Raw genomic sequence first — 25,352 nt, 5'->3', positions numbered from 1 at the left:
TCAAAAAATGGGGAAAGAAACATATCGTCCGCATTTTCATTTTAGCGCAGAGAAAAACTGGATCAATGATCCAAATGGATTGTATTATTTAGACGGTGAATATCATTTGTTTTATCAGCACCATCCAGAAAGTGAAATGTGGGGACCGATGCATTGGGGGCATGCAATTAGCCAGGATCTCCTTCATTGGGAGCACAGGCCGATCGCCTTATTTCCTGATGAACAGGGGATGATTTTTTCAGGAAGTGCAGTGGTGGATGATAAAAACACGAGTGGATTACAAGAAGACGGATTCCCGACAATTATTGCTCTTTTCACTCACCATAACGAAGGACATGAGACACAAAGTCTTGCCTATTCCAATGACAAAGGGCGGACATGGACGAAGTATCCCCATAACCCTGTCATTGAGAATCCGGGTTTGAAAGATTTTCGCGATCCAAAAGTCTTTCGATATGAAAATCAGTGGATAATGTCCCTCGCTTGCGGTGACCATATCCGGTTCTATAAATCTGAAAACTTGCTGAACTGGGCGTATTTATCCTCGTTCGGGCAGGATTACGGAGCACATGGAGGGGTTTGGGAATGCCCAGATTTAGTAAGATTTCAAACGGAAGAAGGAGAAAAGTGGGTGCTGATTGTCAGCATTAATCCAGGAGGACCAAACGGCGGTTCTGCGATTCAATATTTTACGGGGGAGTTTGACGGAGAGGTATTCCATTGTGATCAGCCCAAAGAATATGTGAAATGGGCAGACTTCGGGAGAGATTTCTACGCAGCGGTTACGTGGAGCAATCTTCCACAACCTTTATGGATAGGCTGGATGAATAATTGGCAGTATGCGAACGAGGGTCCGACACATCCTTTCCGTGGATCGATGTCGATTCCTCGGAAACTCTCTTTGGAAAATGTAGAAGGGGAAGCAATTCTTGTTCAAAAACCAGTAAGTGTAGAGCTTTTGGTGGAGAGGATAGATTCACATTTGGTTCATATTGGGGCAGTAGAAACCGTTTCCCACATCCTGCCCAAACAGAGTCGGGTAATTGCGGAATTCAAAAAGACTGCTATTCCCTTTGACCTTTCTATCAAAGGAGAAGGAGAAGAAATAAAGATAGTCTTCGATCCTTCAGTAGGCACTTTTTCTTTAGACAGAACAAATTTGAAGGATGCGCAGTTTTCTGAGCATTTTATGAGTATCGATACTATGCCAGTAAAGCATTTAAAAAATTTGGAGATGATCATAGATGAGTGTTCTGTAGAAATTTTTGTTAATCAGGGTGCAAAAGTGATGACAGAACTTTTCTATATGAGCGGAGACGAATTTGAATTGGAATGGAGAGCGAAAAGTAAAGAGTTACAATTGGAATATACCGTCCAAAAACTGAAAGCGAATTATCAAAAACTATGTAGCGAATAAAAAGGGGCGAGTGACATGTTTGGGATAAATGGAAAAGCATCGATCTTCATGAAGACGATAACAAATTCGATACTGCTAAATCTTTTATGGATACTTGGGTGCTTGCCAATTATTACTATAGGTCACTCTACAGCTGCTATGATCAATGTCATTCGCATCTGGAAGATTGATCAAGAAGATAGTGTGTTCCGCAATTACTTACATAGTTTTCGAAAATATGTAAAGACAGGGTGGATTGGGACTGTTTGGTTCCTAGCTGGAAGCGTATTAGTATTGGATGCTTTATTCTTTTTGCAGATGGAAGGAATAATCAAAGTTGTACTGAGTTCTATGACAGGATTGATTCTGATTATATTTCTTTTAACTACTACTTTTCTTTTTCCAATACTCGTTCATTCTGGAGCAAGCGGATGGGATCTTATAAAAAAATCATTTATTCGAGCTTTCTTAGATGGTTCCACTTCTTTTGGGATTGTCCTTATATGGTTAACTTTAGGAACACTTATCTATGTCATGCCAATCTTAATATTTGTATTAGTCGTTCCAGTAAGTATGATTACCTTTAGATTCTGTTTATTATCTTTTGAGAAAATTGGTGGCATGACCTAATTAAATAAAATCTGGCAAGACTTCTGGTGGTTTTATATCTAAAATTAAATTAGAGATTTTTAAGCACAATGAATTAGCTGGTCAGGTCTAACAACATCATATATGGGGAAGCGCCTTTTATAAAGTCCGATATTTAATTAATGAGAAGTCGAATGTATCATCAGCATTTCCATATGATTAACATATGTTATCCTTCTCATGGTTAATTAACCATGAGAAGGATAACTAAAACCTAGTACCATTAATAGCTTACAAATATACACTATTAAACTGTTGAAATTCAGAATCACTTATCTTTGCTTCCGTAAACATGGATAAACATACAGTGAACATTTAGCGATGCATTATCTTATACAGAGTCATATGTATTTGAAAAGATACAAGGTTCATAAATTATACGAGTTTCCTATCCAGATAAATATGGTGAAGGGAAAAAAGTACGGGTGAAAGTTATCAATGACTATGAAGAAAATGTGTGGAATTTAGATAGGTTAGAATTTGAGTAGATGAGGTAATTTAGAATATTAATCTATTGGCTGCATTTTCTGACGGTCCTGAATAAATGTCGATATTAAGTCTTCTGTATGAAAGTAGGTCTTGACTTAGGAGAGAAGGATTCGTTATTTACTATCTTCCAGTATCTCGGAGCTTATCTGTAATAAGATAGGCTTCTTTTTAATTAAATGGCTATGTTAAAGTTTAATGTGATACTTTACAAAAAATAGGAACTTTCAGTTTTGTAGAAGTTCCACTGTGGTATATTTTGTTTCATAACTAAAGCAATAGGTTACTTAAGTGGGAGATCATTTCCTCTCAATCACTGAAGATGTCCTTCATTTCATTTTTTTCTTTTTTTAATCGTTGAAAATGTCTTTCTATTCGTCTTGCTATAAGAGGCAGAAATATAACTATTAACATAAGCCAAAGCATAAAATTCCACCTTTATTTAAGAATTTTAGAAGTCAGACTCCCCTAATCCTTCCGTTCGAGGAAAAAAGAAATGTTAGATATTGAACTTACTTAATCTAAGTGTATCATAAGTTTTTGTACAAAATTTACCATCTTCCATAATCTTGGAGCTTTAATTGAATAAGATGACATTTAAAGTCATAGGTAAAGGAGCTTGATTATCCAAGCTCCTTTTTATTGCGTTATTTTTACTGTTAATTTATATGTCATTTCGAGTGTTAGTTCCTAACCATTTAAAGGTCTATTTCCATTGTTTTTTACTGTTTTGTACTCCAAAACCGAACCCGTTATCTGAACGAGTGCCTGCTTTTTTATTGACTATAACTTTACTTGTTTGTACAATATGTTACATAGTTGTAACGTCAAGGGGTGAAGAAATGAACAAAACACAAACCAACATCGTGAACGTCGCAATTGATGTTCTTTCAAAAGACGAAAGCGCATCGATGGAGACAATCGCGGAACAGGCGAGCGTAAGTCGAATGACGATTCACCGTTATTTCAAGAACCGCGAGCGATTGTTTTCTTCCATACATGATGTGCTGATTGAAAGGACGTTAGTTATTTTCAATGAATCGATAGACAGATTTGAGGATCCGCTGGAGCAGATGGAATCGATTATTAAGACGAATGCGGGAAAACAAGGATTTCATCTTTTATTCCGCGAGCATGGGCATCATGAAGAGCATGATCCGGAAACGTGCAAGTTTTCAAAGGTCAACGAAGGGCTGTATAAATTGATTGGGCGTATGAGGGAAGCAGGGCATATTGATTCTTCTATGCCAGATGCGTGGGTGTTCCATATGTATGACGGGGTTCTGTTGACGGCTTGGGAGACGTTGCACAACGGGACGGTGGCCCCTAGAGAGATCCCGGAGCTTGCATGGAGAACATTTAAGAAGGGATTGTTGTCGTGAGTTTTGACGAGGAATATCAACAGAACAAGACGCGTTGGACCAGACCAGATGAGCGGGTTGTTGAATGGCTGGAGGCTGTTCCGGCAGGGCGTGCGCTTGATCTCGGTGCCGGGGAAGGCGGCAATAGTTTTTGGTTGGCGCAGCAGGGATGGAACGTGACGAGTGTCGATTTTGCTCCGGCGGCTGTTCAGTTCATCGAGGAACATTCTCGGGAAAAGGGATATTCGATCGAAGCAGAAATAGCCGATGCACTCAAATACACGGGCGAAGGAAAGTTTGATTTGGTTCTTCTCTCGTTTGTCCATTTTTCGAAAGAGGAACGGGAGACGCTTTTCTCAAGATTAGAAAAGCAGCTCGCGGAAGGCGGTCTGCTCGTGTATCTTGGGTTGGTCAAAAAAGAGGACGAGCTTCCACCAGGAGGGCTCTTGGAGGAATTTCCATCATCTGAGAAAGTGGCGGATGAAATGAAGACTCCTCCTTCTCTTGACGTTCTAAATCTAGGAGACCAGGTGAGAGAACTGCCAATTGGGGTTGCGGAAGGTACATATGAAGCGAAAACAGCAAGTGTGAAAGCTAGAAAGGGGAGAGGATAAGTTGGAACAATATGAAGTGATTGTAATAGGGAGAGGGGCTGCTGGCTTAAGTTCAGCGCTTGTGTTTGGACGATCAAAGCGGAAGATGCTTGTACTGGATGCCAACGCTGCTCGGAACAGTGTGACGCATGCATCGCACGGATATTTGACACGAGACGGTGGTGTGAAGCCTGAATCGTTCAAGTCGATCGGTTTGAGTGAAATCAAGGCTTATCCGACGGTAAGCTATGTTGAAACGAAGGTTACGGCACTTGAAAAGGAAGAGGGCGTTTTTACCGTTCAGACAGATAACGGGAAAAGCTATGCAAGCCGGCGGGTCGTTGTGGCAGCGGGGATGAGAGAGGAACTGCCTGCGATCATAGGACTACAGAACGTATACGGCTCCACAGTTTTTCCATGTCCGTATTGTGACGGATGGGAGCGGAAAGATGAGCCATTGGCGATTTTCGGAAACGAACCTTGGCTTATTCATTACGTAAAATTGATTTATAACTGGAGTCAGGATCTAATTGTTTTTACAAACGGTGCAGCAGCGCTTTCGGAAGAAGACCGGAAAGATTTACGAGGGCATGGTGTGGAGCTTGTGGAAGAGGCGATTGAAGAACTTATTTCAACCGAGGGTCGGCTCCAGCAGGTCGTGATGGTGTCAGGGGAGGCGTACCATCGATCTGGCGGATTTATCATGGATACGGGTGAATCCCAGGCGTTTTCTCTCGACCATTTTGGCGTCGACTATACAGACATGGGGGGAGTCGCAACTGAAGAAGGAGCGAAAACCGCTGTGAAGGGATTATATGTCATCGGAGACACGAAGAATGTGTTCTCTGGATTGCTGAAGGCTACGAGTGAAGGGTATGAAGTCGCTGCTGAAATCAATCATGAAATGGCGATGGAAGATTGGGAACGCGGTGGAGTATCATGATAAAACCAGTCTACGATACGCATTATCAAGAACATCATTATTTCGGAAATCCCTACCCTGGACTCGTGGCATTCTTTCAGGAGTATGAACCGAAAGGGCATGTACTAGATCTAGGATGCGGACAAGGCAGAGATTCATTAAGCTTAGGAAGGTTACGGTACACGGTGACAGGCGTCGATATCTCCACTGTCGGGCTCGATCAAATGAATCAAGTCGCCTGTGACGAACAGTTAAACGTGACCGGGAAAGTAGGAGATGTTTACACGTACCCAGTAGGTGCGGAGCACGATATTGTCCTGTTGGATTCGATGCTGCATTTTTATAAAAGGGATGTCGAGGGCGAAACGAAACTGGTCCAGCGTATTGCTGCGGAGCTGAAAGACGGTGGGGTGTTGGCCATTTTTATGATGCAAGGGCAAAAGAGGGAGACATACTTGAAGCGTGTGATGGAGGAGACGGAAAACGAGTGGGAAGTACTTGCTGACCGCTATACAGACTACCCGGAATTCAATGTGCACTATCATATGTATATCGTGAAAAAAAGGCAGTTGAGTGTAAGGTAACAATTCAATTAAGGGGAGAACAACTAAGTGATCTACCATTCCTGAATTCCGTATTTCAGAGTATAGATATACAACAAGTTCAATAATCTTTAACGATAAGGCAAGTGAGCATTAAATTGGAAACTAAATGGATATTAGATTGGGATAGGTAGATCATTATATGAACTGTGAGCAAGATTCTCTAAGAGCTAATGATCAATGTGAAAGATGTGGAGAAGTTAAAAGAGTTATGAGGGGAAAGTAGAAAAATTTTTATCTCTAAGCAAGTTTTCCGCAAACTCGGAGCTTATCTTTAATAAGATAGGCTCTTTTTTGTAAGAAAAAAGGATGGATTTATTAGTTTTAATTTGAAATAATTAGTATATTGAAAAATCTCCCATTCTGGAAGGGTTGTGTTGATAAATGGACATAAGAAAACCAAACGAAGTAGAAATTGAAAAGATAATATCACTTTCCCCACAGGCTATATTTGAGGGAACTTTAGGTGAAGCTGAACCAACGATTGAAAAGACAAAACAACTAGTAGAAACTCTTTTAAAGAAAGGAAGTTATTATTTAATTTCAACTGAAAACAATGTAATAACGGGTTGGGTTCTTATCGGAGGAAGTAAAGACCAATTTTCAGATAAGGCTATAGGATTTATTTATGAATTATTTGTTATAGAGGAATGCAGAGGCAAAGGTATTTCCAAACAGTTGATTAAAACTGGTGTTGAACAATTAAAACAAGAAGGATACTCCGAAATTCGTTTAACCGTTTTTGAAGGAAATCAAGCAATTAAGATATATGAAAATCTAGGCTTTAAAAACAGAACAATTTCTATGAGTATTTCATGATAAATAATATTCTTGAAGTATTTCGGAGCAATCATTTATTAATAGAAGGGGGATCTAAATGTCTGAGGGGTTACTTCACCACGTTGAAATCTATGTATCTGATCTGGAAAGATCCACTTCATTCTGGAACTGGTTTTTAAAGGAGATAGGGTATGAACCTTTTCAGAAATGGGATAAAGGACAAAGTTGGAAGCTAGGTGAAACGTACATAGTGTTTGTTCAAACAGAAGAGAAATTTTTAGATATACCTTACCCTTACCACAGGTGTAGAGCTGGTTTGAATCACCTAGCATTTCACGCTTCATCACGTAAAAGAGTAGACGAAATGGCTAATAACCTCAAGGAGAGAGGTATAAGTATTATATAGGAAAATCTGCATCCTTTTGCGGGCGGTAATCATCACTATGCTGTTTACTTTGAAGACCCAGATAGAATTAAAGTAGAATTTGTTGCACCATTTCCTTAAAATATTTGAAGTAAAAATCAAGTTTTCCAGTAGCTGCGGAGCTTATCTTTATTAAGTATAGTATTGAAGTAAGTGTATGATATATCCTACACATAAGGGTTCGGAGGAATAATTTTGAGATTGCTTATAGTTATTCCACTTATTTTATTTGGTGGTTTTTTAGGCGGGTTGAAAATTAATGACATAGGAAATTCAGGAGATATCATTATGAATATAGTTGGGTTCGGTCATCTCTTCATTGCTATATTGATTAGTCGAAAAGGTAGATGTCATGGATAGGAAGAGTCTTAACTTACTTACGAGAATTTCCTACTGCATTGGGTGGATTACTCTTACAGGGATTATAGTCTTCATCTATATTGGATTTACACCGGACGAGAGTGCCAGTACAATCGATTATATTTTAAGATTCTATGTAATGCTTACTTTTCTTTTGTCTTTATTTGGAACTCCGGTAAGTATTGTTTCAATGTTTAGTAAAGATAAATTAGGAAAAAGAATCTTCGCTTTGATAGTAAATTTATCGCCAGTATTGATTATTACTTGGGGTTTCATTATGGAAGTGATTAGAGAATTCTCCGAAACACCCATTTAGACAAGTAGCAATAAGCTAATGCTCCATTAAATCGGAGCGAGAATTGAAGTTCAGAGGATTACTATTTAACCCTTTCAATCAATTGGTTAATATAGGTGAAACTTTTCAAAAGGGTATGGGTAAGTTGCAAAATACAAAATAGTTGGCGGATTGATGTCACGTATGGAAGTATCTAGAGAAGGAATTGGGATGAGCATCATCCTTATTTTATTTATAGTTTTATGTTTTTACTTTCCACTCACATTTTTTGAATCCTTGCGTAAAGGTGAAGAACGTATAATAAAGCAATCAAAATATGCAACAATCACTTGTATGGCGGTAGCGTTGATTATTGGAATTATTTATTAAGCAGTAGCAATAACTATTTACTTATTGTTCGGTTGTCTCAGATCAAATATTTAAGAGAGTACATGATTTTGCTACACAAGCTAGGACCCTCGGAGTATTTTTTTTAACTGACTTAACAGAGTTGTGATAAATTCGGAAAAATGGAGGAGCAAATGGTTAATAACAAGTTTGATGAGTTCTTGAAAATCACCAAAAAATTAAACAATATTGACATTATTCCATTACTAATGGGCTCAGTTGGCTTAGAAGTAATTACTAGTAAGAGCTGGAATGCTCAAGACTTAGATATTCATGTACCTGGTGATAAAAGAGGGTGGGAAGTAGCACCAGAATTATCTATACATAACTGGATGGATATTGTGAATATCATGAACACAATGGGTTATAGGTTAATTGATTTGCATGAACATGAGTTCTTCAACGAAGGGTTATCAGTTGAGTTTGGGATCATTGACACTTTACCAAGCTTCGCTGGAGTACGATTAGAAGACTTAGAGATGCAGCAACATGAAGGAGTTAAGTATTATTTGTTGACCCCAGAACAATATTTAAGTGTTTATAACGCCTCATCAAAAGATAGTTATAGGGCAGATCAAAACAACAATAAAGATATAAGGAAAATAGAGTTTTTGAAAGAAGCAGGATTTAATAGCTAAATTCCTATGCTTATCTATATTGTAAAATGCGTGAAGGAAATATTCTTTTTTCAGCATCTCGAAATCTTGTATTCCATATTATCGGATCTATTGCTGTACTAAAAATTGCTGAGATAGCTGTAAAAAGCCAGTTGTCTTTTTAAAAAAATACGATTATCAAACGTAAAGTTGTGGAGGTCTAAAATGGATTTATTACAACAATCAATAGATATGGCAGCGGTGTATAAAGAAAACCCAAAGATAGAAGCCATAATTCTTGCTGGTTCAGTATCTAAAAACCTACAAGATGAACACTCAGATATTGAGTTACATGTTTTATGGTCAAGCCCTCCAACAGATGAGGAGCGACGGTATCCCATTAAGCAAATTAATGGAACTTTTCTATCGTATTATCCTTATGAAGATGAAGAGTGGTCGGAAGCTTACTTAAATCAGAATGGCATTAAGTTTGAGATTAGCAGCTTTTTGTTTGAAACAGTAGAACGCTTCATTTCCGAGGTGGTGGAAAATTACGAAACTGACTATGAGAAGCAATGTATTTTAGCTTCCATTCATAGTGGTGTAAGTCTTTTTGGGAAAGAAAAAATCAATGAATTAAAAAATAGGGTTGCTACATATCCATTACCACTTTCTAAACATATGATTTCCGAAAATCTTTGGTTGAGTAATCGATGGAATAACCGCGAAGCACTTTTAAAACGTAAGGATTGGTTGATGCTCTACGATGTCATTTGTGGGGTGCAAAAGAACTTGTTTGGAGTTTTGTTTGGCCTAAATCATATGTATGTTCATCACCCAGCTTTTAAATGGATGGGGAATAATATTGAACTTATGGAGATTAAACCAGAAAATCTCCATAATCGAATGAACGAAATATTAATAGGGGATCCAAAGAAAGGTGTAATAGAGTTAGAGGGGTTAATTGAAGAGGTCATAAGATTGGTGAGAGTACACCATCCTGAATTGGATATAAGTGAACAAAAGAAAAATATAGAGTATATTAAATAAGCATGACCGGCTTGTCCGGCCATGCTTATTTAGTTATCTTTTATAATTTTTCGTAGAAAACATCAAAATTTCCTGGGTATTCAACTATATGCCAAATGTTGTTCGACTAGATTGCGTCTTCTGTAGATGCTTAATATTAAACCGACAGCAGTCATTTCAAGTAGTATATGAGAGCCTCCAAAACTCATGAAAGGCATGACTGCACCGGGCAACCCTGAAAAACCGAGGTTTATCAGGATGTTTAGGATGAACTGAGCGGAGAATGTCGTTGCTAGACCGGTAGTAAGAAGTCGGCCATAGGAATAAACCATGTTCCTGCCAGTACTAATGATTCTCCAAATGAAATAGGCAATCAATACAAACACGATGATGGAGGGAAACCAACCGAATGTGTAGATGGTGTACGAAAAAATGAAATCAGTATGGACTTCTGACATCAGTCCGGGAGTGGACTGTAAGGCATTACCGATAAAGTTTGCATCTCTCAAAGTCAAACTAGTATAAGGTGATGTCGACGTATCTGTTTGGACGAATAGACGAACCATCGGCAAAATGGATACAGGTACAGTAATGGATAAAACTTGCTTGATGCTGGCGCTAGACACGGACATAATGGTAATGGATATCGCCAAACTGATGAATGTAGCAGCCACTGCCCCAGTCGTTGAAAGCAAAAGGATCGGTACAGCAAGAAGCCCTGCTCCAATCCAGAAGTTTTTAATATTTTTCCAATTCCAGGCGTGAAAGATTCCCGCAAAGGATATGGCCAAGAGGTATGGAGTGATTTCAGTGAAATTGATAAAAGCAAAGCCGATATTTAAAAATGGGATGCCTTCGACCCGGACACCGAGAAGGAGGGTCAATGAAAGAATGAATAACGTCCCTGCATAAATGCGGATCGAATACTTAGCCAGTTTTCTGTAATCACATTTGAACAAAATTAGTATGAGCAGAAGGCCGGCTAAGTAGAAAACCAGGCTTTTATTGAATACCTTCATCTCATGAAGCGCTGTAATGGTGGAATGAAATTGCAGGTAGTACATAACCAGAAGTCCGAACAGAGAAACCGCGAGAACAGAAAGAATGGTTTGTACATCTAACGGTGCTTTATGCGTCTTGTTCAACTGCTTCCCTAATGCTTTCTCATCACCTATATGCTTCATTGCCTCATTTACAGCCTCTTCTTCAGAAAGTCCCCTGCGCATGGCATCCTCTTTAAGTTCTTGAAGATGATCGCCTATCTCGAGCTTGATGTGATCATGTACATCCTTATTTCTGATCCGCTTACACAACCTATCAATATATACTTCGAATTTCTTATCTATTCCCATGCGGTTTTCTCTCCATGAAGCACTTGGTCCACTGCATTTTTAAAAACAGACCATTCTTCTTTTTTCTCTTGGATAAGTTCTCTTCCTGACTCATTCAACTTGTAATATTTCCTCTTTCTCTTTCCAGTCCCTTCCCCCCAGAAGGAGACAATAAGTCCTTTTTTCTCAAGGGTATGAAGAATAGGGTAGATTGTTCCTTCCTTGAAACTGAAAATACCATCAGACTTTAATTCCAGCTCCTTGATGATTTCATATCCATACCTTGGCTTAGTGTTCAGCAAGCTTAAAATCAGCGTGGTGGTACTCCCTTTAAGCAGCTCTTTACTCACTTTCATAGATACATTCCCTCCTTATGCATAGTAGTTCGATGCATAGTAATTATATGCGTATTGTATCCTGCCGGCCTAACCCTGTCAATGTGTGTTTAACGGCAAAAGTTTTGCGTATGGGAATTGCATAACAGTTTGTTGTGGAGACTTTAAAAGGAGGAAGTAGCACTGTTATCTCGGAGCTCTTAAAAAAATGGGGTGTAAACATGCGGATGACAGAATTGAACTAACGGACCATTATTGGTTCATTAACCTTACTAAATGGTACACGAAATGTCGGATAAATAGAGGAAACTGCTGTTATTCTATTGATGAAAGGAGGTCATATTGGAGTTGCTTAAGGACATGAATACTGCAATGAAGTATATTGATAAAAATCTTACTAATGAAATAGACTACAAAGTAGTCGCAAGCAAAGCTTATTGTTCCGAATATCATTTTAAGAAAATGTTTTCTTTTCTTGCAGGAATGATGTTATCAGAATATATACGTTGTAGACGACTAAGTTTGGTAGCATTCGAGCTTCAAAATAGTAATGCAAAAATAATCGATGTTGCGATGAAATATGGATAAAATTCACTGGACTCCCTTACGAGATCGTTTTTAATTTACATGGCGTAACCCCAACAGAAGCGAAAAGAAGGTCAGCATTTTTAAGATGCTCTCATACAAACATGCTTTTAGAAAGAACTACGTTTAAACTATTAAATATTAATTTGAAAGAATAAGGAACCAGGAGTATTGTCATGATTTAAATTACGTTTGAATTGAAAGGCAGTATTCCATTAGTCACGACTTATTAAATACTAAGTGGTTCATGTGGATCATTTTACAAAATATGAATTAAATTTACAATTGAGTGTGTTATCAGTATTTCGTTATCAGAATATTTAGATATCGGAGGCGATGAGTTGAATAGTAAGTACATAGTTAACACGGCATTGTCTGGAGTTTTGGCATTTTCTATTATTCTTCCAGGACAGGTCCTCGCACATGATGAAATTGGAGATGTGAATATTGAAAAAGGAGAACGCGCGAATTATGATAATGTTGCAGCTCCGGTTCTTGAAGGTAGTAAAAACCTTAATTTCTTAAATGAAGTGGCAGCACCAGAGATGGATATTGTTCGTGAAGACGGTAAGCAAAATTCATTTGCTGATGTTTACGCTCACAAAGGATATGCCTATGTAGGCACGCATGTGCAGAACAATGGTAATGGCGGAGTTCGGGTGTTTGATTTGAAAGACCCTGCAAATCCGGAAGAGGTAGCGGTATTTGCAAATAACGATATTCCAGAAACATGGCAGGAGAAAGTAATTGTGAAATCCATTAGCACTCCTGAGTTTAAAGGTGATCTTGCTGTCGTTTCCGTTCAGCAGCTAAATAAAAACAATCCCGATTCCAAAGGTGGATTTCTTTTATATGACGTAACGAATCCGGAAAACCCTAAAAAACTTGGCTTTTGGGAAGTGACTAAGAAAACAAGAGGAACACATGAGTTATACTTAACAACTCAAGGTAATCGCGCAATAGTCGTAGCTGCAAACCCTTATGCTGATTATTACAGTAATGGAGAAGAGAAAGACTTTCAAATTGTTGATGTGACAGATCCAACGAACCCAGAGACACTCTGGCAGTTTGATCCGAGGACACTTCCTGAGGTAGCAGACGATTTCAATGGCTATCACTGGAACTCACCGGATGGTAAAACTAGACCACTCTTTAACCACAGTACAATGGTAGATGAAACTGGAAAGTACGCATATGTCTCGATGTGGGATCTTGGCACAGTTATATTTGACATATCGAATCCAGAGGAACCTGAGTACCTTGGAAGAACTGATTTTGCATCTGATCAGCAGGGATCCGCTCACTCCTCGACCCTTGCAAAAGGTGGGACGATTTTAATTGAAACAAGAGAAGTCTATGACCCAGTTAAAGAAGGATATGAAAATGCATATGGTTATACACGTATTTTTGATATAAAAGATAAGAGTAATCCAAAACTTTTGAGTGAATTTAAAACAGAGTTAACCTATGATATTCCAGAAGAAGACAATGTCACCTTTGCGAAAACAGTTCACGATCCAAAAGTCCATGGAAATACCCTTTATCTTTCTCACTATGCGGGAGGAGTTATAGCGGTAGACATTACGAATCCCTCTAAACCGACAGAAATTGCTCAATACACACCAGAGCAATCAGATGTGTGGGGTGTATTCGTAGATCGAAATTATATTCTAGCGTCAGACATCGGTAGTGGTTTAAAAGTGCTACAGAATAACGGGAATAAACACAAAGATCAATCTGTTCCACAGTCCTAGCTTGATGGGATTGGTTTATGTACCTTGTATATTAAAAGAAGGGGATAGGTAAGTAGCGGCATGCTACTTACCTATCCTTTTTTTATTTATGAACGTTTAGCGATCCCTTCTTCTACTAATGCTATACTAAAATAAAATTAGTAGAACAGTTTTGAAGTTTCATTCTGCTATAAAATGAATGACATAAAAGTGCCTTTCCTTCATACAATGTACTTGGGGTGAAAAATATGCCGAGAGTAAAATACACAAGTTCAGACGTTGATTTAATGGCAAGAATGATGAGAGCGGAAGCCGAAGGTGAAGGGAAGCAAGGAATGTTGTATGTAGGAAATGTCATTGTGAACCGTGCACAAGCAGAATGTTTAGACTTTGTAGGTCTGAGAACTATTCCCCAAGTGATTTATCAAGTGCAGGGAGGGAATTATTCCTTTGAGGCCGTTCAAAAAGGGAATGTCTTTTATAACAGAGCAAGGTCTGTTGAAAAACGGTTAGCAAAAAAGAACTTGGATTATTGGAGAGAACATCCGGGGAAATATGCTCTTTGGTATTTCAATCCTTATGCTCCTTGTCCTCCTACCTGGTACGGGCAACCTTTTGCAGGTCAATTTAAAAATCATTGTTACTATGAACCAGAAGCTGGCACGTGTGCTAGTGTTTATAACTAAGATTAAGGATTTTTTCCTTTAACATGAAGAGGAGTCTATCTGAACGTAGATAGGCTCCTTTTGTTTGAGGAATATTTCTTTATCTTACCCACCTCAGCTACTGACTAGAAAGCAAAAATGTAGAGGGGGAATTTTGTTGAATTATTTTACCATAGGAAGCAAAAGTACTTTAAAAGTAAGTACTTTTTTTGATTTATTATTCCTGAGCAGGATCAACACACGGAATCAAGAAGAGATATAGTTGATGAGAAATTTATATTGAAAGGAAGGTTAGCCAATTGACACCAATCTTAAATCGAGTTAGTGCGGTCTTTATCCCAGTAAGTAATATCGAGGATGCTAAAAAATGGTACTGTGATTTGCTTGGCCTCGAGCCAGATGGGGATATTATCGCTGGACACCTTTATATTGTTCCTATGAAGGGGACTGGACTTGTGCTTGATAGTAAAATTTTTTCGTCCGAAACCATATTCCACACACCTGCGTTTCATTTTGATACGAATGACATTGCAGCTGCCTTTTCCTTTATGAAAGAAAAGGGAATTGAACTTGTGACGGAAATTGAAAACGGTCATTGGTTTAACTTTAAGGATCCTGACGGAAATGTATTAATGATTTGTGAGTGATTTTATAAATAATGAGAAAAGAGGCATACATCGTGAGAATAATGGGAGTGATCGGAGCATTTCTCATTTTGGTAGCATGTTCTAGTCATAAACCTAACGATCGTTCTGATGAGCATGTGGCTGAGGAAAATTATGAGGAAGCATTTATAGAAAATCTAGATGTTCCGTGGGAAATCACACGATCTGAAGGAACATTTTACATTACGGAACGTTCTGGCATAGTGGCAAACGTTACGAATCGTTTGGAGAGGCAGTCTCTGCAACTTGCAAAAGAGATTCACAGCGAAGGAGAGGGGGGGCTTTTAGGTCTAGCCTTATCAAAAGATTTTCCAGAATCGCAAACAGCTTTCCTCTATCATACGTATTTAGAAGATAATAAAACGCTGAATAGAGTGGTGAAGGTTGAGTTAAGAGAAGGGGTATGGACAGAAACGGACGAACTTCTTTCTAATATCCCTGGTTCACAGTTTCATAATGGTGGCAGAGTGAAATTAGGACCTGATGGCATGCTTTATATTACAACTGGCGATGCTGGTGAACCAGAGTTAGCTCAAAATAAAGAAAGTTTAGCGGGTAAAATCCTTCGCATGGATCTAGAGGGAAATGTTCCAGAAGACAATCCATTTAAGGATTCCTATGTGTACTCGTATGGCCACCGAAATCCCCAGGGACTTGCCTGGAATGACGAAGGACAACTTTTTAGCTCTGAGCATGGGCAGTCTGCACATGATGAAATCAACCAAATTGATCCAGGAAATAATTACGGCTGGCCTGTGATTGAAGGTGATGAAGTTGCGGATGGGATGACGCAGCCACTTTATCATTCTGGTAACGACACTTGGGCTCCGTCAGGAATGGTTTTTTGGAATGATCAATTGTATGTCGCTTGCTTACGAGGTGAAGCAATTCGATCGTTTCAGCTTAAAGGACAGGGAACCACAGTTGTGGAAGAAGGAATTGGAAGAGTTCGTTCATTATTTTTAGCTGAAGGAAATTTATATGCGATTACGAATAATAAAGATGGTCGAGGGGATCCCGTTAAAGAAGATGATCGGATGATAAAGGTAAATGTGGAGTAGGATAACCTTATTATACTAACTTAATGAGGTTATCGGTCAACTTGACAACTTTTTCTATGTTACAATAATTTTTGTATGAATTCATAAACAAAGCAGGTGAATCAGAACTTTGGTAAATATGAAAGATGTAGCAAGAGAGGCTGGGGTAGGATTAGGTACTGTTTCACGAGTACTTAACAACAATGGTCCTGTTAAAGAAACAACGCGACGAAAAGTAGAACGAGCGATTGAAGCACTGAATTATAAGCAAAATGAAGTGGCTAGGAATTTTAAAATGCAGCAAAGTCAATCGATCGCATTGATTGTGCCTACCATTTGGCATCCATTCTTTTCGAAATTTGCTTATCATGTTGAAAAGAAATTGTCTGATCTCGGCTATAAAATGATCCTTTGTAATACTCAGAATGAACGTGCGAAAGAAATAAGCTATATTTCGATGCTTGAAAAAAATAAAATAGATGGGTTAATTGCAATTACCTATAGTGCTGAACTTGATCAATATATTTCAAGTCACCTACCGATTGTAAGTATTGATCGACACTTTACGAAAGATGTCGTATTTGTCACGAGTGATAATAAGAAAGGTGGAGAGCTTGCAGCTGAAGAACTGATAAAACGGGGTTGTAACCGCATTGCTTATTTAGGTAGTGTTTCAAACATTGAAAATGAATCGATGAAACGGCGGCTTGGATTTGAAACGGAGAGTTTAAGCAAAAATATTGATCACTGTATTTACGAATTAAGAGAGCCTGTCACAGACATTGAAGCGGTTATCCAACGATTTTTAAAACAAAACCCTGATGTGGATGGATTTTTTACCATGAATGATAAGTGGGCGAAATTATTGTTGCGGTCCCTAAAAAATGTAGGAAGAAGAGTTCCAGAGGATGTGCAAGTGATTGGTTTTGATGGTGTTACTTCCAGTAAGGAAGATGAATTAACTTTTTCAACAATTATCCAACCTGTTGCTGAAATGGCTGAAAAAGCAGTAGAAGTGCTTATTAATCTAATTAAGGAACAGCCAGTTGAAAAGAAAAATGTTCTTCCAGTTACCTTCTTTGATGGAAATAGTACAAATAAAAAAAACACTTGACTCCCTGGTGTGTAAACGATATCATTTAGTTATTCAAAAGCGATTTCTAGAGTCGCTTTCATTTTTTATCGTAACTGGAAACGTTTCCAGTGCGGGGGTTTAATCAGAAATTTTCTTTTTAGGACAAAGTGGAAACGTTTCCGCTTTTGTGAGGATAACGAATATGCTATTGGAGGGGTAGGATCATGGCGAAGAATCCTAAAACAGTTGCTCATTCTGTATTACAAGCATTAGGTGGAAAAGAGAATATTTATCGCATCTCTCACTGTGCAACAAGATTAAGGGTCGAGCTGAATGATGATACATTGCTTAAGAAAGAATCATTGGATTCAATTGAAGGCGTAAGCGGATATTTTTATCAAAGTGGGCAACATCAAATCATTCTTGGTACTGGTTTTGTAAATAAAGTTTATGCTGAACTTGAAAAAGGTGGAGTCACTGACAGTCAAGACAGCTCTAATGAACCAAGAAATTCAAACAATTCTAAGATTCAACAACTAACAAAAACCTTTGCAGATATTTTTATCCCTGTTATCCCTGTTCTCATTGCAACAGGTCTATTGATGGGACTTAGAGGATTACTTGTAAACGGTTTCGGAATGGAACTCTCCTCAACCATTTTAGTACTGTCTCAAGTACTAACAGATACAGCGTTTACATTCATTCCGGTGTTAATTACTTGGTCTGCTATGAAGAAATTTGGAGGATCACCCGTCATTGGAATAGCCCTCGGCTTAATGCTAGTAGCGCCACAGTTACCGGATAAATGGGCTGTATCGTTCGGGGAAGTAGAACCGCTACTTCTTACAATATTAGGGTTTGATATTCCAATAACAGGTATGCAAAGTTCGATTCTACCTGCTGTCTTTATGGGGTGGTTAGCTGCCAAAACGGAAAAAATAGCGAGAAAATACATTCCTGAGATGCTAGACCTTATTTTGACACCGTTTGTCACATTACTGTTTTCATTAATTCTTGGACTTGTTATCGTGGGCCCGGTGATTTTGGGGATAGAAAATTTACTTACTTCTGGCATCATGTATTTCTTTGAATTACCATTTGGGATAGGTGGATTTGTTTATGGAGGTACCATTCAGCTTTTAGCGATAACAGGTATGCACCATACGATTGTTCCGATAACCGTTAAGATGGTTGCAGAAACGGGATATGATTTAATCAATCCAATTGGTACGGCAGCAATCGCCGGTCAAGCAGGAGCAGCTCTTGCGGTCGTTATTCAGCAAAGAGATAAAATTAAACGATCTAATATGTTAGGTTCCGTAATACCTGCTTTCTTTGGCATCACTGAGCCTGTGATGTTTGCGATTAACTTACCGAAAGTAAAGCCATTTATTTACGGTTGTTTAGGTGGCGCAGTCGGCGGTGGGTTTGCTTCGATTTTGGGCATCGCTGCTGCGGGTACTGGTTCGACGATGCTACCAGGATTGTTATTGTATATAGGCGATGGTTTCTTTCAATACATTCTTGTGATTCTAGTTGCATTGGCCACTTCGTTTCTCGTTACGTTCATTGCTTATCGTGAAAAGCCGTCTGCCGAACAACCTGCATTAAATTTAAATATTAAACATGGCTAATGTTCATTTTCTTAAGGTTTAACAGAAGGGAAGCTTTACATGATTGATTACATTGATTTTTCTAACCGCCAGAATCGCTTCGTTACTTTGTCAGATGTTTCGAATGACTATCTAAGTATGATTGAAAAAATTGCAAAAGAGGATGCTTATTATCCGAATTATCATATAGCACCTCATCATGGATTAATGAATGATCCAAATGGATTAGCTTTTTTTAGAGGAGAACACCATATCTTCTATCAATGGTTCCCATTAGGACCTGTTCATGGATTGAAGCATTGGTATCATGTTTCAACGAAAGATTTTATTCATTTTAAAGATCACGGTATCGCTCTTTATCCAGATCAGTTATATGATTCTCACGGGTGTCATTCAGGATCCGCTTTTGTTGAAGGGGATAAGATGCACCTGTTCTATACAGGAAATCATCTGACTGAGGAGAGTGAAGCCATACCAAGTCAGGTGTATGGCTTCCTAAAGGAAGATCAAACGATAGCGAAGGAAAACGTGATGATCGAAGGGACGCCTCCCGAATTCAGCAATAATTTTAGAGATCCGATTGTTTTTAAACGAGACAAGAAATACTATATGCTTGTGGGTGGTGAAACAAGTAAGAATAAAGGCGCAATCGCCCTTTATTCGGGAGACCAACCAAATGAAATGACGTATCATAGCATTCTTCAGACGAATTTTAAGGATGCAGGGTATATGTGGGAGTGCCCCAACTATTTTGAACAAAATAATCGCGGTGTTCTTATCTTTTCTCCTCAAGGGGAGCTGAGTAAAGATAAGTATCAGTATAACAATGTATTTTCGGTGGTGTATTGTATTAGTGATGTATTAGATGTTGCTACGGGTAAACTAAATGCCCACGAATATATCGAACTAGACAAAGGGTTTGATTTCTATGCTCCTCAAACTTATGAGGATGCATATGGAAGAAGGATTCTAATTGGCTGGTTAGGCAATTCAAAGAGCATCTATCCGACAGACCAAAATATGTGGGCTCACATGTTAACGTTGCCGAGAGAAGTTAAGATTGAGGGGAATCGTTTAGTACAACAGCCTCTTCAAGAGCTAAGAGAGCTGAGGGCAAAGGGGCAGAATCTGCAAACGAATCACCAATTAATTTCCCGTTCATTTGAAATGGTCATTGAAGTCGACCAAGAATTTGAAATTGTGTTTAGAAATGAAGATAATGAAACCGTGGTTTTCTCTTCAAATGGAGAAGAGTATTGTCTTGATCGATCAAAGATGACCCAAGTTTATGCTGAAGAATTTGGCACAAAAAGATATGCATTAAGAAAACAAAAGGAGAAGCATCAAATTCGTCTTTTTATAGATTCCTCAAGCATTGAAATCTTTTGTGATCATGGCGAAACGGTGTTTACGAGTCGAATATTTATAGAAGGCATGAATGTCGTATGTTGCCACGGAGTTACAGGTGACTTGTATCCTTTAAATCAAATTGTAAAAGGTACAAAACCAAATTTTATTATATGAAAAAAAGTGCTGGAACTCCCAGCACTTTTTTCTCTTTATAGAAAGTGATTCGTCATTTAGTATGCTAAAGCAAACAACCCTTTAATGTGTGAAAGGTAACGAACGTTACTTGCTTCTTTCATCACAGATGCAGGAAGTCCTTTAAGAGAGGTTGAGTTACCTCCGATTTGAGCAACTGCATCCTTACGACCAAGACTTGCTAATGTACCTGAGTTAACGGGTTCAAATTCTTTGTAGTCTTTGTCATAAAGGTAAGCATAGAGGTTATAACCAATGAGATCACCCATCTGCCATGCAATTTGAGCTGTAGGTGGTTGAGGACGCTCATCTCCTGGTTTGAAGTAAACAGCACTGTCTCCAGCTACGAACACATTCTCATGTGAAGTGGATTGAAGGTAATTGTTCACCGTTGCACGGCCGCGATTGACTTCAATTCCGCATTCGCCAACGAGTGGGTTACCTTGTACGCCACCCGTCCAAACGAATGTGTTTGTGACGATCTTTTGACCGTCTTTTAGTTCAACGACGTTACCTTCAACATTTGTAACAGGAAGGTTCGTTAAGAATTCAACGCCGCGCTTTTCAAGACTAGTCATGGCACGGTTAATCAATTCGTCCGGAAGCATTGGGAGAATTTTTGGCATTGCTTCAACCAGTTTCAGTTTAATTTTAGCAGGATCTACGCCATATTTACGAGCAAGCTTCGGTGTTTCATCCGCTAGTTCGCCAACGAGCTCAGTTCCTGTAAGACCGCCACCGCCAATAAGAATGGTAGCGTCCGCTTCGTCACCTGATGCTGCAAAGCTCTTAATGCGTTCTTCCACATGAGCGTGGATACGGTTTGCATCTTCAGCAGACTTCAAAACCATGCTGTTTTCTTCAAGTCCTGGAATGCCGAAGTAAGCTGTTTTACTACCAAGTGCAACGACTAGTGCATCGTAAGAAAGTGTAGAGCCATCTGAAAGCTTCACTTCTTTGTTATCAACAGAAAAAGAATCAACCGTTGCAACTTTAAGGTTAATGTCGTTTCCTTTTAATAACTTGTCGAGTGGAAGTGCAGCAGCCTCAGTAGAGATGTTACCAGCAGCTAGACGGTGCAATTCAGTAATGATTTGGTGTGTTGGCGTTTTGTTGATTAATGTAACAGTTGCTTCTGATTCGTTTAAGTATTGACGTACGGATAAAGCAGAAAGAAGCCCACCATAACCTGCGCCCAAAATGACTATTTGTTTTGACATGATTGTTCCTCCATTTCTAGCAGATCAATATTATTTTTGGTTACTTTTTTCGCCTGAAACTTTAAGATAGGCATTTACAAATCTGAAAAGTTTTTGAGCTTGTGGATCTTTGAGCATTTTCAAAAGTCCGAAAAGGCCAATCACTTCAGAGCTTTTTTCTGCTTCATCTTTTGCTTCAATTGCATTAGCGGCAACGTCTTTAACAGAGTTTTTGACAGGGTGAAGAATTTCAGACATGAATTCGACAGTATCATTTTTTAATACATCATCTGTTGCGAGTGCTTGTACGGTATCATATGATTTAGACATCATGTTGACAAGTTCTGTTACTTTAGGTAGTTCCTTTACGAGTACGCTTAATGACTCCTGAACTTTAGGATCTAAAAGCTGATCAAGCAGTTCGCGCTCGTCTTGGGTTGGAACACGTTTTTCGCCTGTTTCGGTTGTGATTGATTCTGACATAGTCACTTCTCCTTCTTTTAAGCAATTACGCTTCTTTGTTCTATCATAAGGCAAAACCATGTTAAGGTATTCAAAAGCCTGATTATATGTAAAAGGCACTAATCAAGCGACAGAAGAAAATGGGACGTAACTCATTGTATTTTTCTTTTAAAGTGTCCATCATCCAGTTATCTTTTATACCTACTCTAATAGGTTAAATTATCCTTGAGTGAATTTCAATGCATAGCCGTTCACTTAACCGCTTACATCAATAATTTCATTGAAATTACTGCTGCTAGTGGTTTTTTGAAGGAGTAAAATGGAGGTAATGGTAAAAAGTGAGAGGTGAAAATATGAGAATCGATGAAATCAAAACACAGATTTTTCAACTGGAAATGAAGTTGCTTACGCCTCAAGTGAGGGAGAACTCATTGAAGTTAAATTCAATACTCGCAGCTGATTTCTTTGAGTTTGGAAGTTCAGGGGCGATTTGGAGTAAAAAGGATGCGATAGAAGGAGGCCTTTCGCTAAGAGAAATGACGTTATCTGATTTTGACATTCACCCTTTAACAGAAAATGTGGTGCTTGCTACGTATCGTGTTTATGATAAAACAAGAAATCAAAAAACGCTTCGAAGTTCGATATGGAGAAAAAATGGCGATCAATGGCAACTGTTCTTTCACCAAGGAACATTAGCTAATTAATGAATCAACATACGAAGTCATTTCAAACTTTAACAGAGATTAATAATGACATTGATCTGATTAATCAGTTAAGTAAATAAAAACTGCTAATGAGGCAGGGGAGTTGGATCCCCTTTGCCTCTTTTTTATTAATTGAAACATGTATAATCTACTAGGTGTGCTAAACGATCTTCAAGAAAGGTTAACTTTATACATAATCATATTATTGTAAACTAAAAGTGAAGTATGTTGAAAATTTATTTTACTAATCATAGTGAAGCAGAATGGAACAAAGAAAACAGTTTGCAGCGATGAAAGAATTACGATTTATGATTAGAGGGCGAAAAAATGTTCGTTTACTTGGAAAGCGTTTGAAAGAGGGGTTTTAGTAAAATAATCTCGTTCAAAAAGCAAATAGTGATACAAAAAAGACAGATGAAAGAATTAACTTTCATCTGTCTTTTTTAAGCCTGCTTGAAAATACCAAAAGGCTTTCCGACAGGTAGTGTCACCTTGCCGAAATGGGTATTTAATACGCTAGCAGCTGAACCGTAGAAACTTAAGATTGCAATACAGAACTCAGCAATAGCGGCTAAGAAGTGCATTCCTTCAGGGAAAATTCCTAAAGTAGAGAATGTAAGTCCGATAAATAAGAAGTCAATAAAGACAAAAATAAAGAAAAGAACTTTATGTGTTTCCATCGCACCCACTGTCATAAAGACACTGAAGATTAAATATCCGACATATGCAATGCCTAATTGTTTTGGATCAACAGCTGCCGCTGCTGCATCGCCGAAAACACCGAATTGAATTAACCAGGATGTTCCGACACCTAGCCAAAATAGACCAAAAGCTGCGAAGGCAGTCGTTCCAAACGTGTTATTGTGTTTGGCATCGAGGAAACTAGCAATAAGCTGAGCAATACCTCCTAGAAAAATTGCCCATGGTAGGACAAAGGATACGCCGTCTGTCCAACCTAGTTTAGCTGATGATGCAACAAGCGTAACCATTGCAAGACCAAACAGTCCAATAGCCGATGGATCTGCAGTTACCATTTGCACGCGCTGCGTGTTTTGTGTTTGATTCATGATGAGACCTCCTAATAAACATACTTGACTAATTTACGTGAAAAAGACATCAGTTGCAATAGTAAATTCACTAATCGTAATCGAGAAGACAAAGTCTTGAAAACTAAAATGGTGCTATTGTATATTTGGTATCGTTTACAAAAAACAGTGAATAAAGAATATCTTTTTTTGAGAGAAGCAGTCGAAATTACTGCAATGCGATGAAAGATAAAATAGTTAAGAAGAAAAACATCTTTTACTGAATTTTTTCATCTTTCTGTACTATAAAGCTTTAATTCAATAGAGTTTGGCAGTACAATAGATAAATAGTAAGCTGCCTTCAAGTGGAAGGAGCACAGGTTATGAATATTATTTTAAATGAGTAAGGAGTCCTGGCCATGAGTACAGATTTAGAAATTGTTAAAAGTACAAATTTAAAAGCGAAGCCTGAAAAGGATCAGATCCCTTTTGGAAGAACGTTTACCGACCATATGTTTGTAATGGATTATGAAACCGATAAAGGGTGGTTTGAGCCACGAATCATTCCTTATGAGCCTATTACTCTTGATCCTGCTGCGATGATTTTTCACTACGGACAAACGGTTTTTGAAGGTTTAAAAGCCTACCGTTCTGACGATCGTATCCTTTTATTTAGACCGGAGAAAAATCTGCAGCGCTTGAACCTTTCAAGCGACCGATTGAGCATTCCTCCAATTGATGAAGAACGTGTGATGGGTTACTTAAAAGAACTGATTCACATTGAGCAAGATTGGGTACCATCGACGCCGGGAACATCGCTTTATGTACGCCCGTATATTATTGCAACAGAGCCGAATTTATCTGTTGCTCCTTCAAATACGTACAAACTAATGATCATTCTTTCACCAGTTGGCTCTTATTTTTCTGGTGGCTTAACACCAGTGAAAATTAGCGTAGAAGATAAATTCACTAGAGCTGTTAAAGGCGGAACAGGAATGGCAAAAACGGCCGGAAACTATTCATCCGCTTATCAAGCGCAGGCAAAAGCCTATAAAGACGGAAATGCAGATGTTCTTTGGCTTGACGGAGTTGAAAAGCGCTATATTGAAGAAGTGGGGAGCATGAATATCTTCTTTAAGATTAATGGAGAAGTTGTTACGCCAGAATTAAACGGTAGCATTCTCCACGGCATTACAAGAATGTCCGTTATTGAATTGTTAAAGAAATGGGATATTAGAGTCACTGAAAGAAAGGTATCTATTGAAGAACTGTATGAGCTGTCGCAAAAGGGAGAGCTTGAAGAAGCGTTTGGTACTGGAACGGCTGCAGTCATTTCACCAGTAGGAGAACTCAACTGGCAAGGTAAGAAAATGGTTATTAATCATCATGAAATTGGAGAGCTTTCTCAGAAATTGTATGACACCATTACAGGGATCCAAACAGGGAAGTTAGAAGATACACAAAATTGGACAGTATCCGTAAAATAGCAAGTAAAAGGC

24 protein-coding genes and 2 pseudogenes are annotated in these 25,352 nt (G+C 38.5%); 21 read left to right on the top strand and 5 right to left on the bottom strand.

The window, feature by feature from the left end:
- Positions 1 to 7 precede the first annotated feature (7 nt).
- From LCL91_RS05340 to LCL91_RS05290, 11 genes and pseudogenes are all read left to right on the top strand, one after another.
- Positions 8 to 1,417, top strand: a complete 1,410-nt coding sequence (locus LCL91_RS05340) for a glycoside hydrolase family 32 protein (RefSeq protein WP_224880638.1) — start codon at positions 8 to 10, stop codon at positions 1,415 to 1,417.
- A gap of 15 nt (positions 1,418 to 1,432) precedes the next feature.
- On the top strand, positions 1,433 to 2,026 hold the full coding sequence (locus LCL91_RS05335) for a YesL family protein (protein WP_224880635.1): 594 nt from the start codon (positions 1,433 to 1,435) through the stop codon (positions 2,024 to 2,026).
- A gap of 1,346 nt (positions 2,027 to 3,372) precedes the next feature.
- Complete coding sequence (locus LCL91_RS05330) at positions 3,373 to 3,912, top strand: TetR/AcrR family transcriptional regulator (RefSeq protein ID WP_224880633.1); 540 nt, start codon at positions 3,373 to 3,375, stop codon at positions 3,910 to 3,912.
- On the top strand, positions 3,909 to 4,505 hold the full coding sequence (locus LCL91_RS05325) for an SAM-dependent methyltransferase (protein ID WP_224880631.1): 597 nt from the start codon (positions 3,909 to 3,911) through the stop codon (positions 4,503 to 4,505). Before LCL91_RS05330 ends, LCL91_RS05325 begins: the two co-directional genes overlap by 4 nt.
- 1 nt (position 4,506) lies before the next feature.
- Entirely contained in the window at positions 4,507 to 5,427 is a 921-nt protein-coding gene (locus LCL91_RS05320; protein ID WP_224880629.1) for an NAD(P)/FAD-dependent oxidoreductase, read from the top strand.
- On the top strand, positions 5,424 to 5,990 hold the full coding sequence (locus LCL91_RS05315) for a class I SAM-dependent methyltransferase (RefSeq protein ID WP_224880627.1): 567 nt from the start codon (positions 5,424 to 5,426) through the stop codon (positions 5,988 to 5,990). Before LCL91_RS05320 ends, LCL91_RS05315 begins: the two co-directional genes overlap by 4 nt.
- 402 nt (positions 5,991 to 6,392) lie before the next feature.
- Positions 6,393 to 6,827, top strand: a complete 435-nt coding sequence (locus LCL91_RS05310) for a GNAT family N-acetyltransferase (protein WP_224880625.1) — start codon at positions 6,393 to 6,395, stop codon at positions 6,825 to 6,827.
- Positions 6,828 to 6,885: 58 nt separating this feature from the next.
- A pseudogene (locus LCL91_RS05305) lies at positions 6,886 to 7,293 on the top strand (VOC family protein).
- Positions 7,294 to 7,407: 114 nt separating this feature from the next.
- Positions 7,408 to 7,572, top strand: coding sequence for a serine kinase (locus tag LCL91_RS05300; RefSeq protein WP_224880623.1), 165 nt, complete (start codon positions 7,408 to 7,410; stop codon positions 7,570 to 7,572).
- An 816-nt stretch (positions 7,573 to 8,388) separates the two neighbouring features.
- Positions 8,389 to 8,892 (top strand): phosphoribosylanthranilate isomerase, encoded by a 504-nt coding sequence (locus LCL91_RS05295; protein WP_224880621.1) that lies wholly within the window; start codon positions 8,389 to 8,391, stop codon positions 8,890 to 8,892.
- A gap of 183 nt (positions 8,893 to 9,075) precedes the next feature.
- Positions 9,076 to 9,900: a DUF4037 domain-containing protein gene (locus LCL91_RS05290; protein ID WP_224880619.1), complete on the top strand. Its 825-nt coding sequence runs from the start codon at positions 9,076 to 9,078 to the stop codon at positions 9,898 to 9,900.
- Between the two features lie 80 nt (positions 9,901 to 9,980).
- Here the strand turns inward: LCL91_RS05290 and LCL91_RS05285 are convergent, their stop codons facing one another.
- Both LCL91_RS05285 and LCL91_RS05280 read right to left on the bottom strand, forming a co-directional pair.
- Positions 9,981 to 11,231 (bottom strand): FtsW/RodA/SpoVE family cell cycle protein, encoded by a 1,251-nt coding sequence (locus LCL91_RS05285; protein ID WP_224880617.1) that lies wholly within the window; start codon positions 11,229 to 11,231, stop codon positions 9,981 to 9,983.
- Positions 11,222 to 11,566, bottom strand: coding sequence for a PadR family transcriptional regulator (locus LCL91_RS05280; protein WP_224880615.1), 345 nt, complete (start codon positions 11,564 to 11,566; stop codon positions 11,222 to 11,224). Before LCL91_RS05280 ends, LCL91_RS05285 begins: the two co-directional genes overlap by 10 nt.
- Before the next feature lie 321 nt (positions 11,567 to 11,887).
- Between LCL91_RS05280 and LCL91_RS05275 the strand changes: the two are divergent.
- The 8 genes and pseudogenes from LCL91_RS05275 to LCL91_RS05240 all read left to right on the top strand — a co-directional run.
- Positions 11,888 to 12,198, top strand: a pseudogene (locus tag LCL91_RS05275) (helix-turn-helix transcriptional regulator); the annotation flags it as partial.
- Between the two features lie 273 nt (positions 12,199 to 12,471).
- Entirely contained in the window at positions 12,472 to 13,884 is a 1,413-nt protein-coding gene (locus LCL91_RS05270; RefSeq protein WP_224880614.1) for an LVIVD repeat-containing protein, read from the top strand.
- A 227-nt stretch (positions 13,885 to 14,111) separates the two neighbouring features.
- Complete coding sequence (locus LCL91_RS05265) at positions 14,112 to 14,549, top strand: cell wall hydrolase (RefSeq protein WP_224880612.1); 438 nt, start codon at positions 14,112 to 14,114, stop codon at positions 14,547 to 14,549.
- Positions 14,550 to 14,827: 278 nt separating this feature from the next.
- Positions 14,828 to 15,175 carry a VOC family protein gene (locus tag LCL91_RS05260; protein WP_224880609.1) on the top strand — a complete coding sequence of 116 codons (348 nt, stop codon included), beginning with the start codon at positions 14,828 to 14,830 and terminating at the stop codon, positions 15,173 to 15,175.
- 41 nt (positions 15,176 to 15,216) lie between these two features.
- Complete coding sequence (locus LCL91_RS05255; RefSeq protein WP_224881222.1) at positions 15,217 to 16,254, top strand: PQQ-dependent sugar dehydrogenase; 1,038 nt, start codon at positions 15,217 to 15,219, stop codon at positions 16,252 to 16,254.
- A gap of 118 nt (positions 16,255 to 16,372) precedes the next feature.
- Complete coding sequence (locus LCL91_RS05250; RefSeq protein WP_224881221.1) at positions 16,373 to 17,347, top strand: LacI family DNA-binding transcriptional regulator; 975 nt, start codon at positions 16,373 to 16,375, stop codon at positions 17,345 to 17,347.
- Positions 17,348 to 17,532: 185 nt separating this feature from the next.
- Entirely contained in the window at positions 17,533 to 18,942 is a 1,410-nt protein-coding gene (locus LCL91_RS05245) for a PTS transporter subunit EIIC (protein WP_224880607.1), read from the top strand.
- Between the two features lie 39 nt (positions 18,943 to 18,981).
- A complete protein-coding gene (locus LCL91_RS05240; protein WP_224880605.1) occupies positions 18,982 to 20,445 on the top strand; it encodes a sucrose-6-phosphate hydrolase in 1,464 nt (487 codons plus the stop codon).
- 56 nt (positions 20,446 to 20,501) lie between these two features.
- Here LCL91_RS05240 and LCL91_RS05235 read toward each other — a convergent pair whose 3' ends face one another.
- Together LCL91_RS05235 and LCL91_RS05230 are read right to left on the bottom strand one after the other, a co-directional pair.
- Positions 20,502 to 21,683 carry an NAD(P)/FAD-dependent oxidoreductase gene (locus LCL91_RS05235; protein ID WP_098443838.1) on the bottom strand — a complete coding sequence of 394 codons (1,182 nt, stop codon included), beginning with the start codon at positions 21,681 to 21,683 and terminating at the stop codon, positions 20,502 to 20,504.
- A 30-nt stretch (positions 21,684 to 21,713) separates the two neighbouring features.
- A complete protein-coding gene (locus tag LCL91_RS05230; RefSeq protein ID WP_159782750.1) occupies positions 21,714 to 22,145 on the bottom strand; it encodes a DUF1641 domain-containing protein in 432 nt (143 codons plus the stop codon).
- Between the two features lie 332 nt (positions 22,146 to 22,477).
- On the opposite strand from LCL91_RS05230, the gene LCL91_RS05225 reads away from it, so the two are divergent.
- On the top strand, positions 22,478 to 22,828 hold the full coding sequence (locus LCL91_RS05225; RefSeq protein ID WP_224880602.1) for a DUF4440 domain-containing protein: 351 nt from the start codon (positions 22,478 to 22,480) through the stop codon (positions 22,826 to 22,828).
- A 443-nt stretch (positions 22,829 to 23,271) separates the two neighbouring features.
- Here LCL91_RS05225 and LCL91_RS05220 read toward each other — a convergent pair whose 3' ends face one another.
- Positions 23,272 to 23,895: an acetate uptake transporter gene (locus LCL91_RS05220; protein WP_202407228.1), complete on the bottom strand. Its 624-nt coding sequence runs from the start codon at positions 23,893 to 23,895 to the stop codon at positions 23,272 to 23,274.
- 377 nt (positions 23,896 to 24,272) lie between these two features.
- Here LCL91_RS05220 and LCL91_RS05215 point away from each other — a divergent pair, with 377 nt between their 5' ends.
- Positions 24,273 to 25,340 carry a branched-chain amino acid aminotransferase gene (locus LCL91_RS05215; RefSeq protein ID WP_224880599.1) on the top strand — a complete coding sequence of 356 codons (1,068 nt, stop codon included), beginning with the start codon at positions 24,273 to 24,275 and terminating at the stop codon, positions 25,338 to 25,340.
- Positions 25,341 to 25,352: the final 12 nt, after the last annotated feature.

This window comes from Guptibacillus hwajinpoensis (assembly GCF_020171785.1).
In the GTDB taxonomy this organism is placed as follows: Bacteria; Bacillota; Bacilli; order Bacillales; family Guptibacillaceae; genus Guptibacillus; species Guptibacillus sedimenti.
The sequence above is the reverse complement of the archived record's forward strand: the minus strand, read 5'-3'. Positions and strand labels throughout refer to the sequence as shown.

Excerpts from the sequence above, each read along its gene's own strand:
- LCL91_RS05340 (WP_224880638.1), top strand. The coding sequence starts at position 8 with ATGGGGAAAGAAACATATCGTCCGCATTTTCATTTTAGCGCAGAGAAA.
- LCL91_RS05335 (WP_224880635.1), top strand. The coding sequence starts at position 1,433 with ATGTTTGGGATAAATGGAAAAGCATCGATCTTCATGAAGACGATAACA.
- LCL91_RS05330 (WP_224880633.1), top strand. The coding sequence starts at position 3,373 with ATGAACAAAACACAAACCAACATCGTGAACGTCGCAATTGATGTTCTT.
- LCL91_RS05315 (WP_224880627.1), top strand. The coding sequence starts at position 5,424 with ATGATAAAACCAGTCTACGATACGCATTATCAAGAACATCATTATTTC.
- LCL91_RS05310 (WP_224880625.1), top strand. The coding sequence starts at position 6,393 with ATGGACATAAGAAAACCAAACGAAGTAGAAATTGAAAAGATAATATCA.
- LCL91_RS05295 (WP_224880621.1), top strand. The coding sequence starts at position 8,389 with ATGGTTAATAACAAGTTTGATGAGTTCTTGAAAATCACCAAAAAATTA.
- LCL91_RS05290 (WP_224880619.1), top strand. The coding sequence starts at position 9,076 with ATGGATTTATTACAACAATCAATAGATATGGCAGCGGTGTATAAAGAA.
- LCL91_RS05285 (WP_224880617.1), bottom strand. The coding sequence starts at position 11,231 with ATGGGAATAGATAAGAAATTCGAAGTATATATTGATAGGTTGTGTAAG.
- LCL91_RS05280 (WP_224880615.1), bottom strand. The coding sequence starts at position 11,566 with ATGAAAGTGAGTAAAGAGCTGCTTAAAGGGAGTACCACCACGCTGATT.
- LCL91_RS05265 (WP_224880612.1), top strand. The coding sequence starts at position 14,112 with ATGCCGAGAGTAAAATACACAAGTTCAGACGTTGATTTAATGGCAAGA.
- LCL91_RS05255 (WP_224881222.1), top strand. The coding sequence starts at position 15,217 with ATGGGAGTGATCGGAGCATTTCTCATTTTGGTAGCATGTTCTAGTCAT.
- LCL91_RS05250 (WP_224881221.1), top strand. The coding sequence starts at position 16,373 with ATGAAAGATGTAGCAAGAGAGGCTGGGGTAGGATTAGGTACTGTTTCA.
- LCL91_RS05245 (WP_224880607.1), top strand. The coding sequence starts at position 17,533 with ATGGCGAAGAATCCTAAAACAGTTGCTCATTCTGTATTACAAGCATTA.
- LCL91_RS05240 (WP_224880605.1), top strand. The coding sequence starts at position 18,982 with ATGATTGATTACATTGATTTTTCTAACCGCCAGAATCGCTTCGTTACT.
- LCL91_RS05235 (WP_098443838.1), bottom strand. The coding sequence starts at position 21,683 with ATGTCAAAACAAATAGTCATTTTGGGCGCAGGTTATGGTGGGCTTCTT.
- LCL91_RS05230 (WP_159782750.1), bottom strand. The coding sequence starts at position 22,145 with ATGTCAGAATCAATCACAACCGAAACAGGCGAAAAACGTGTTCCAACC.
- LCL91_RS05225 (WP_224880602.1), top strand. The coding sequence starts at position 22,478 with ATGAGAATCGATGAAATCAAAACACAGATTTTTCAACTGGAAATGAAG.
- LCL91_RS05220 (WP_202407228.1), bottom strand. The coding sequence starts at position 23,895 with ATGAATCAAACACAAAACACGCAGCGCGTGCAAATGGTAACTGCAGAT.
- LCL91_RS05215 (WP_224880599.1), top strand. The coding sequence starts at position 24,273 with ATGAGTACAGATTTAGAAATTGTTAAAAGTACAAATTTAAAAGCGAAG.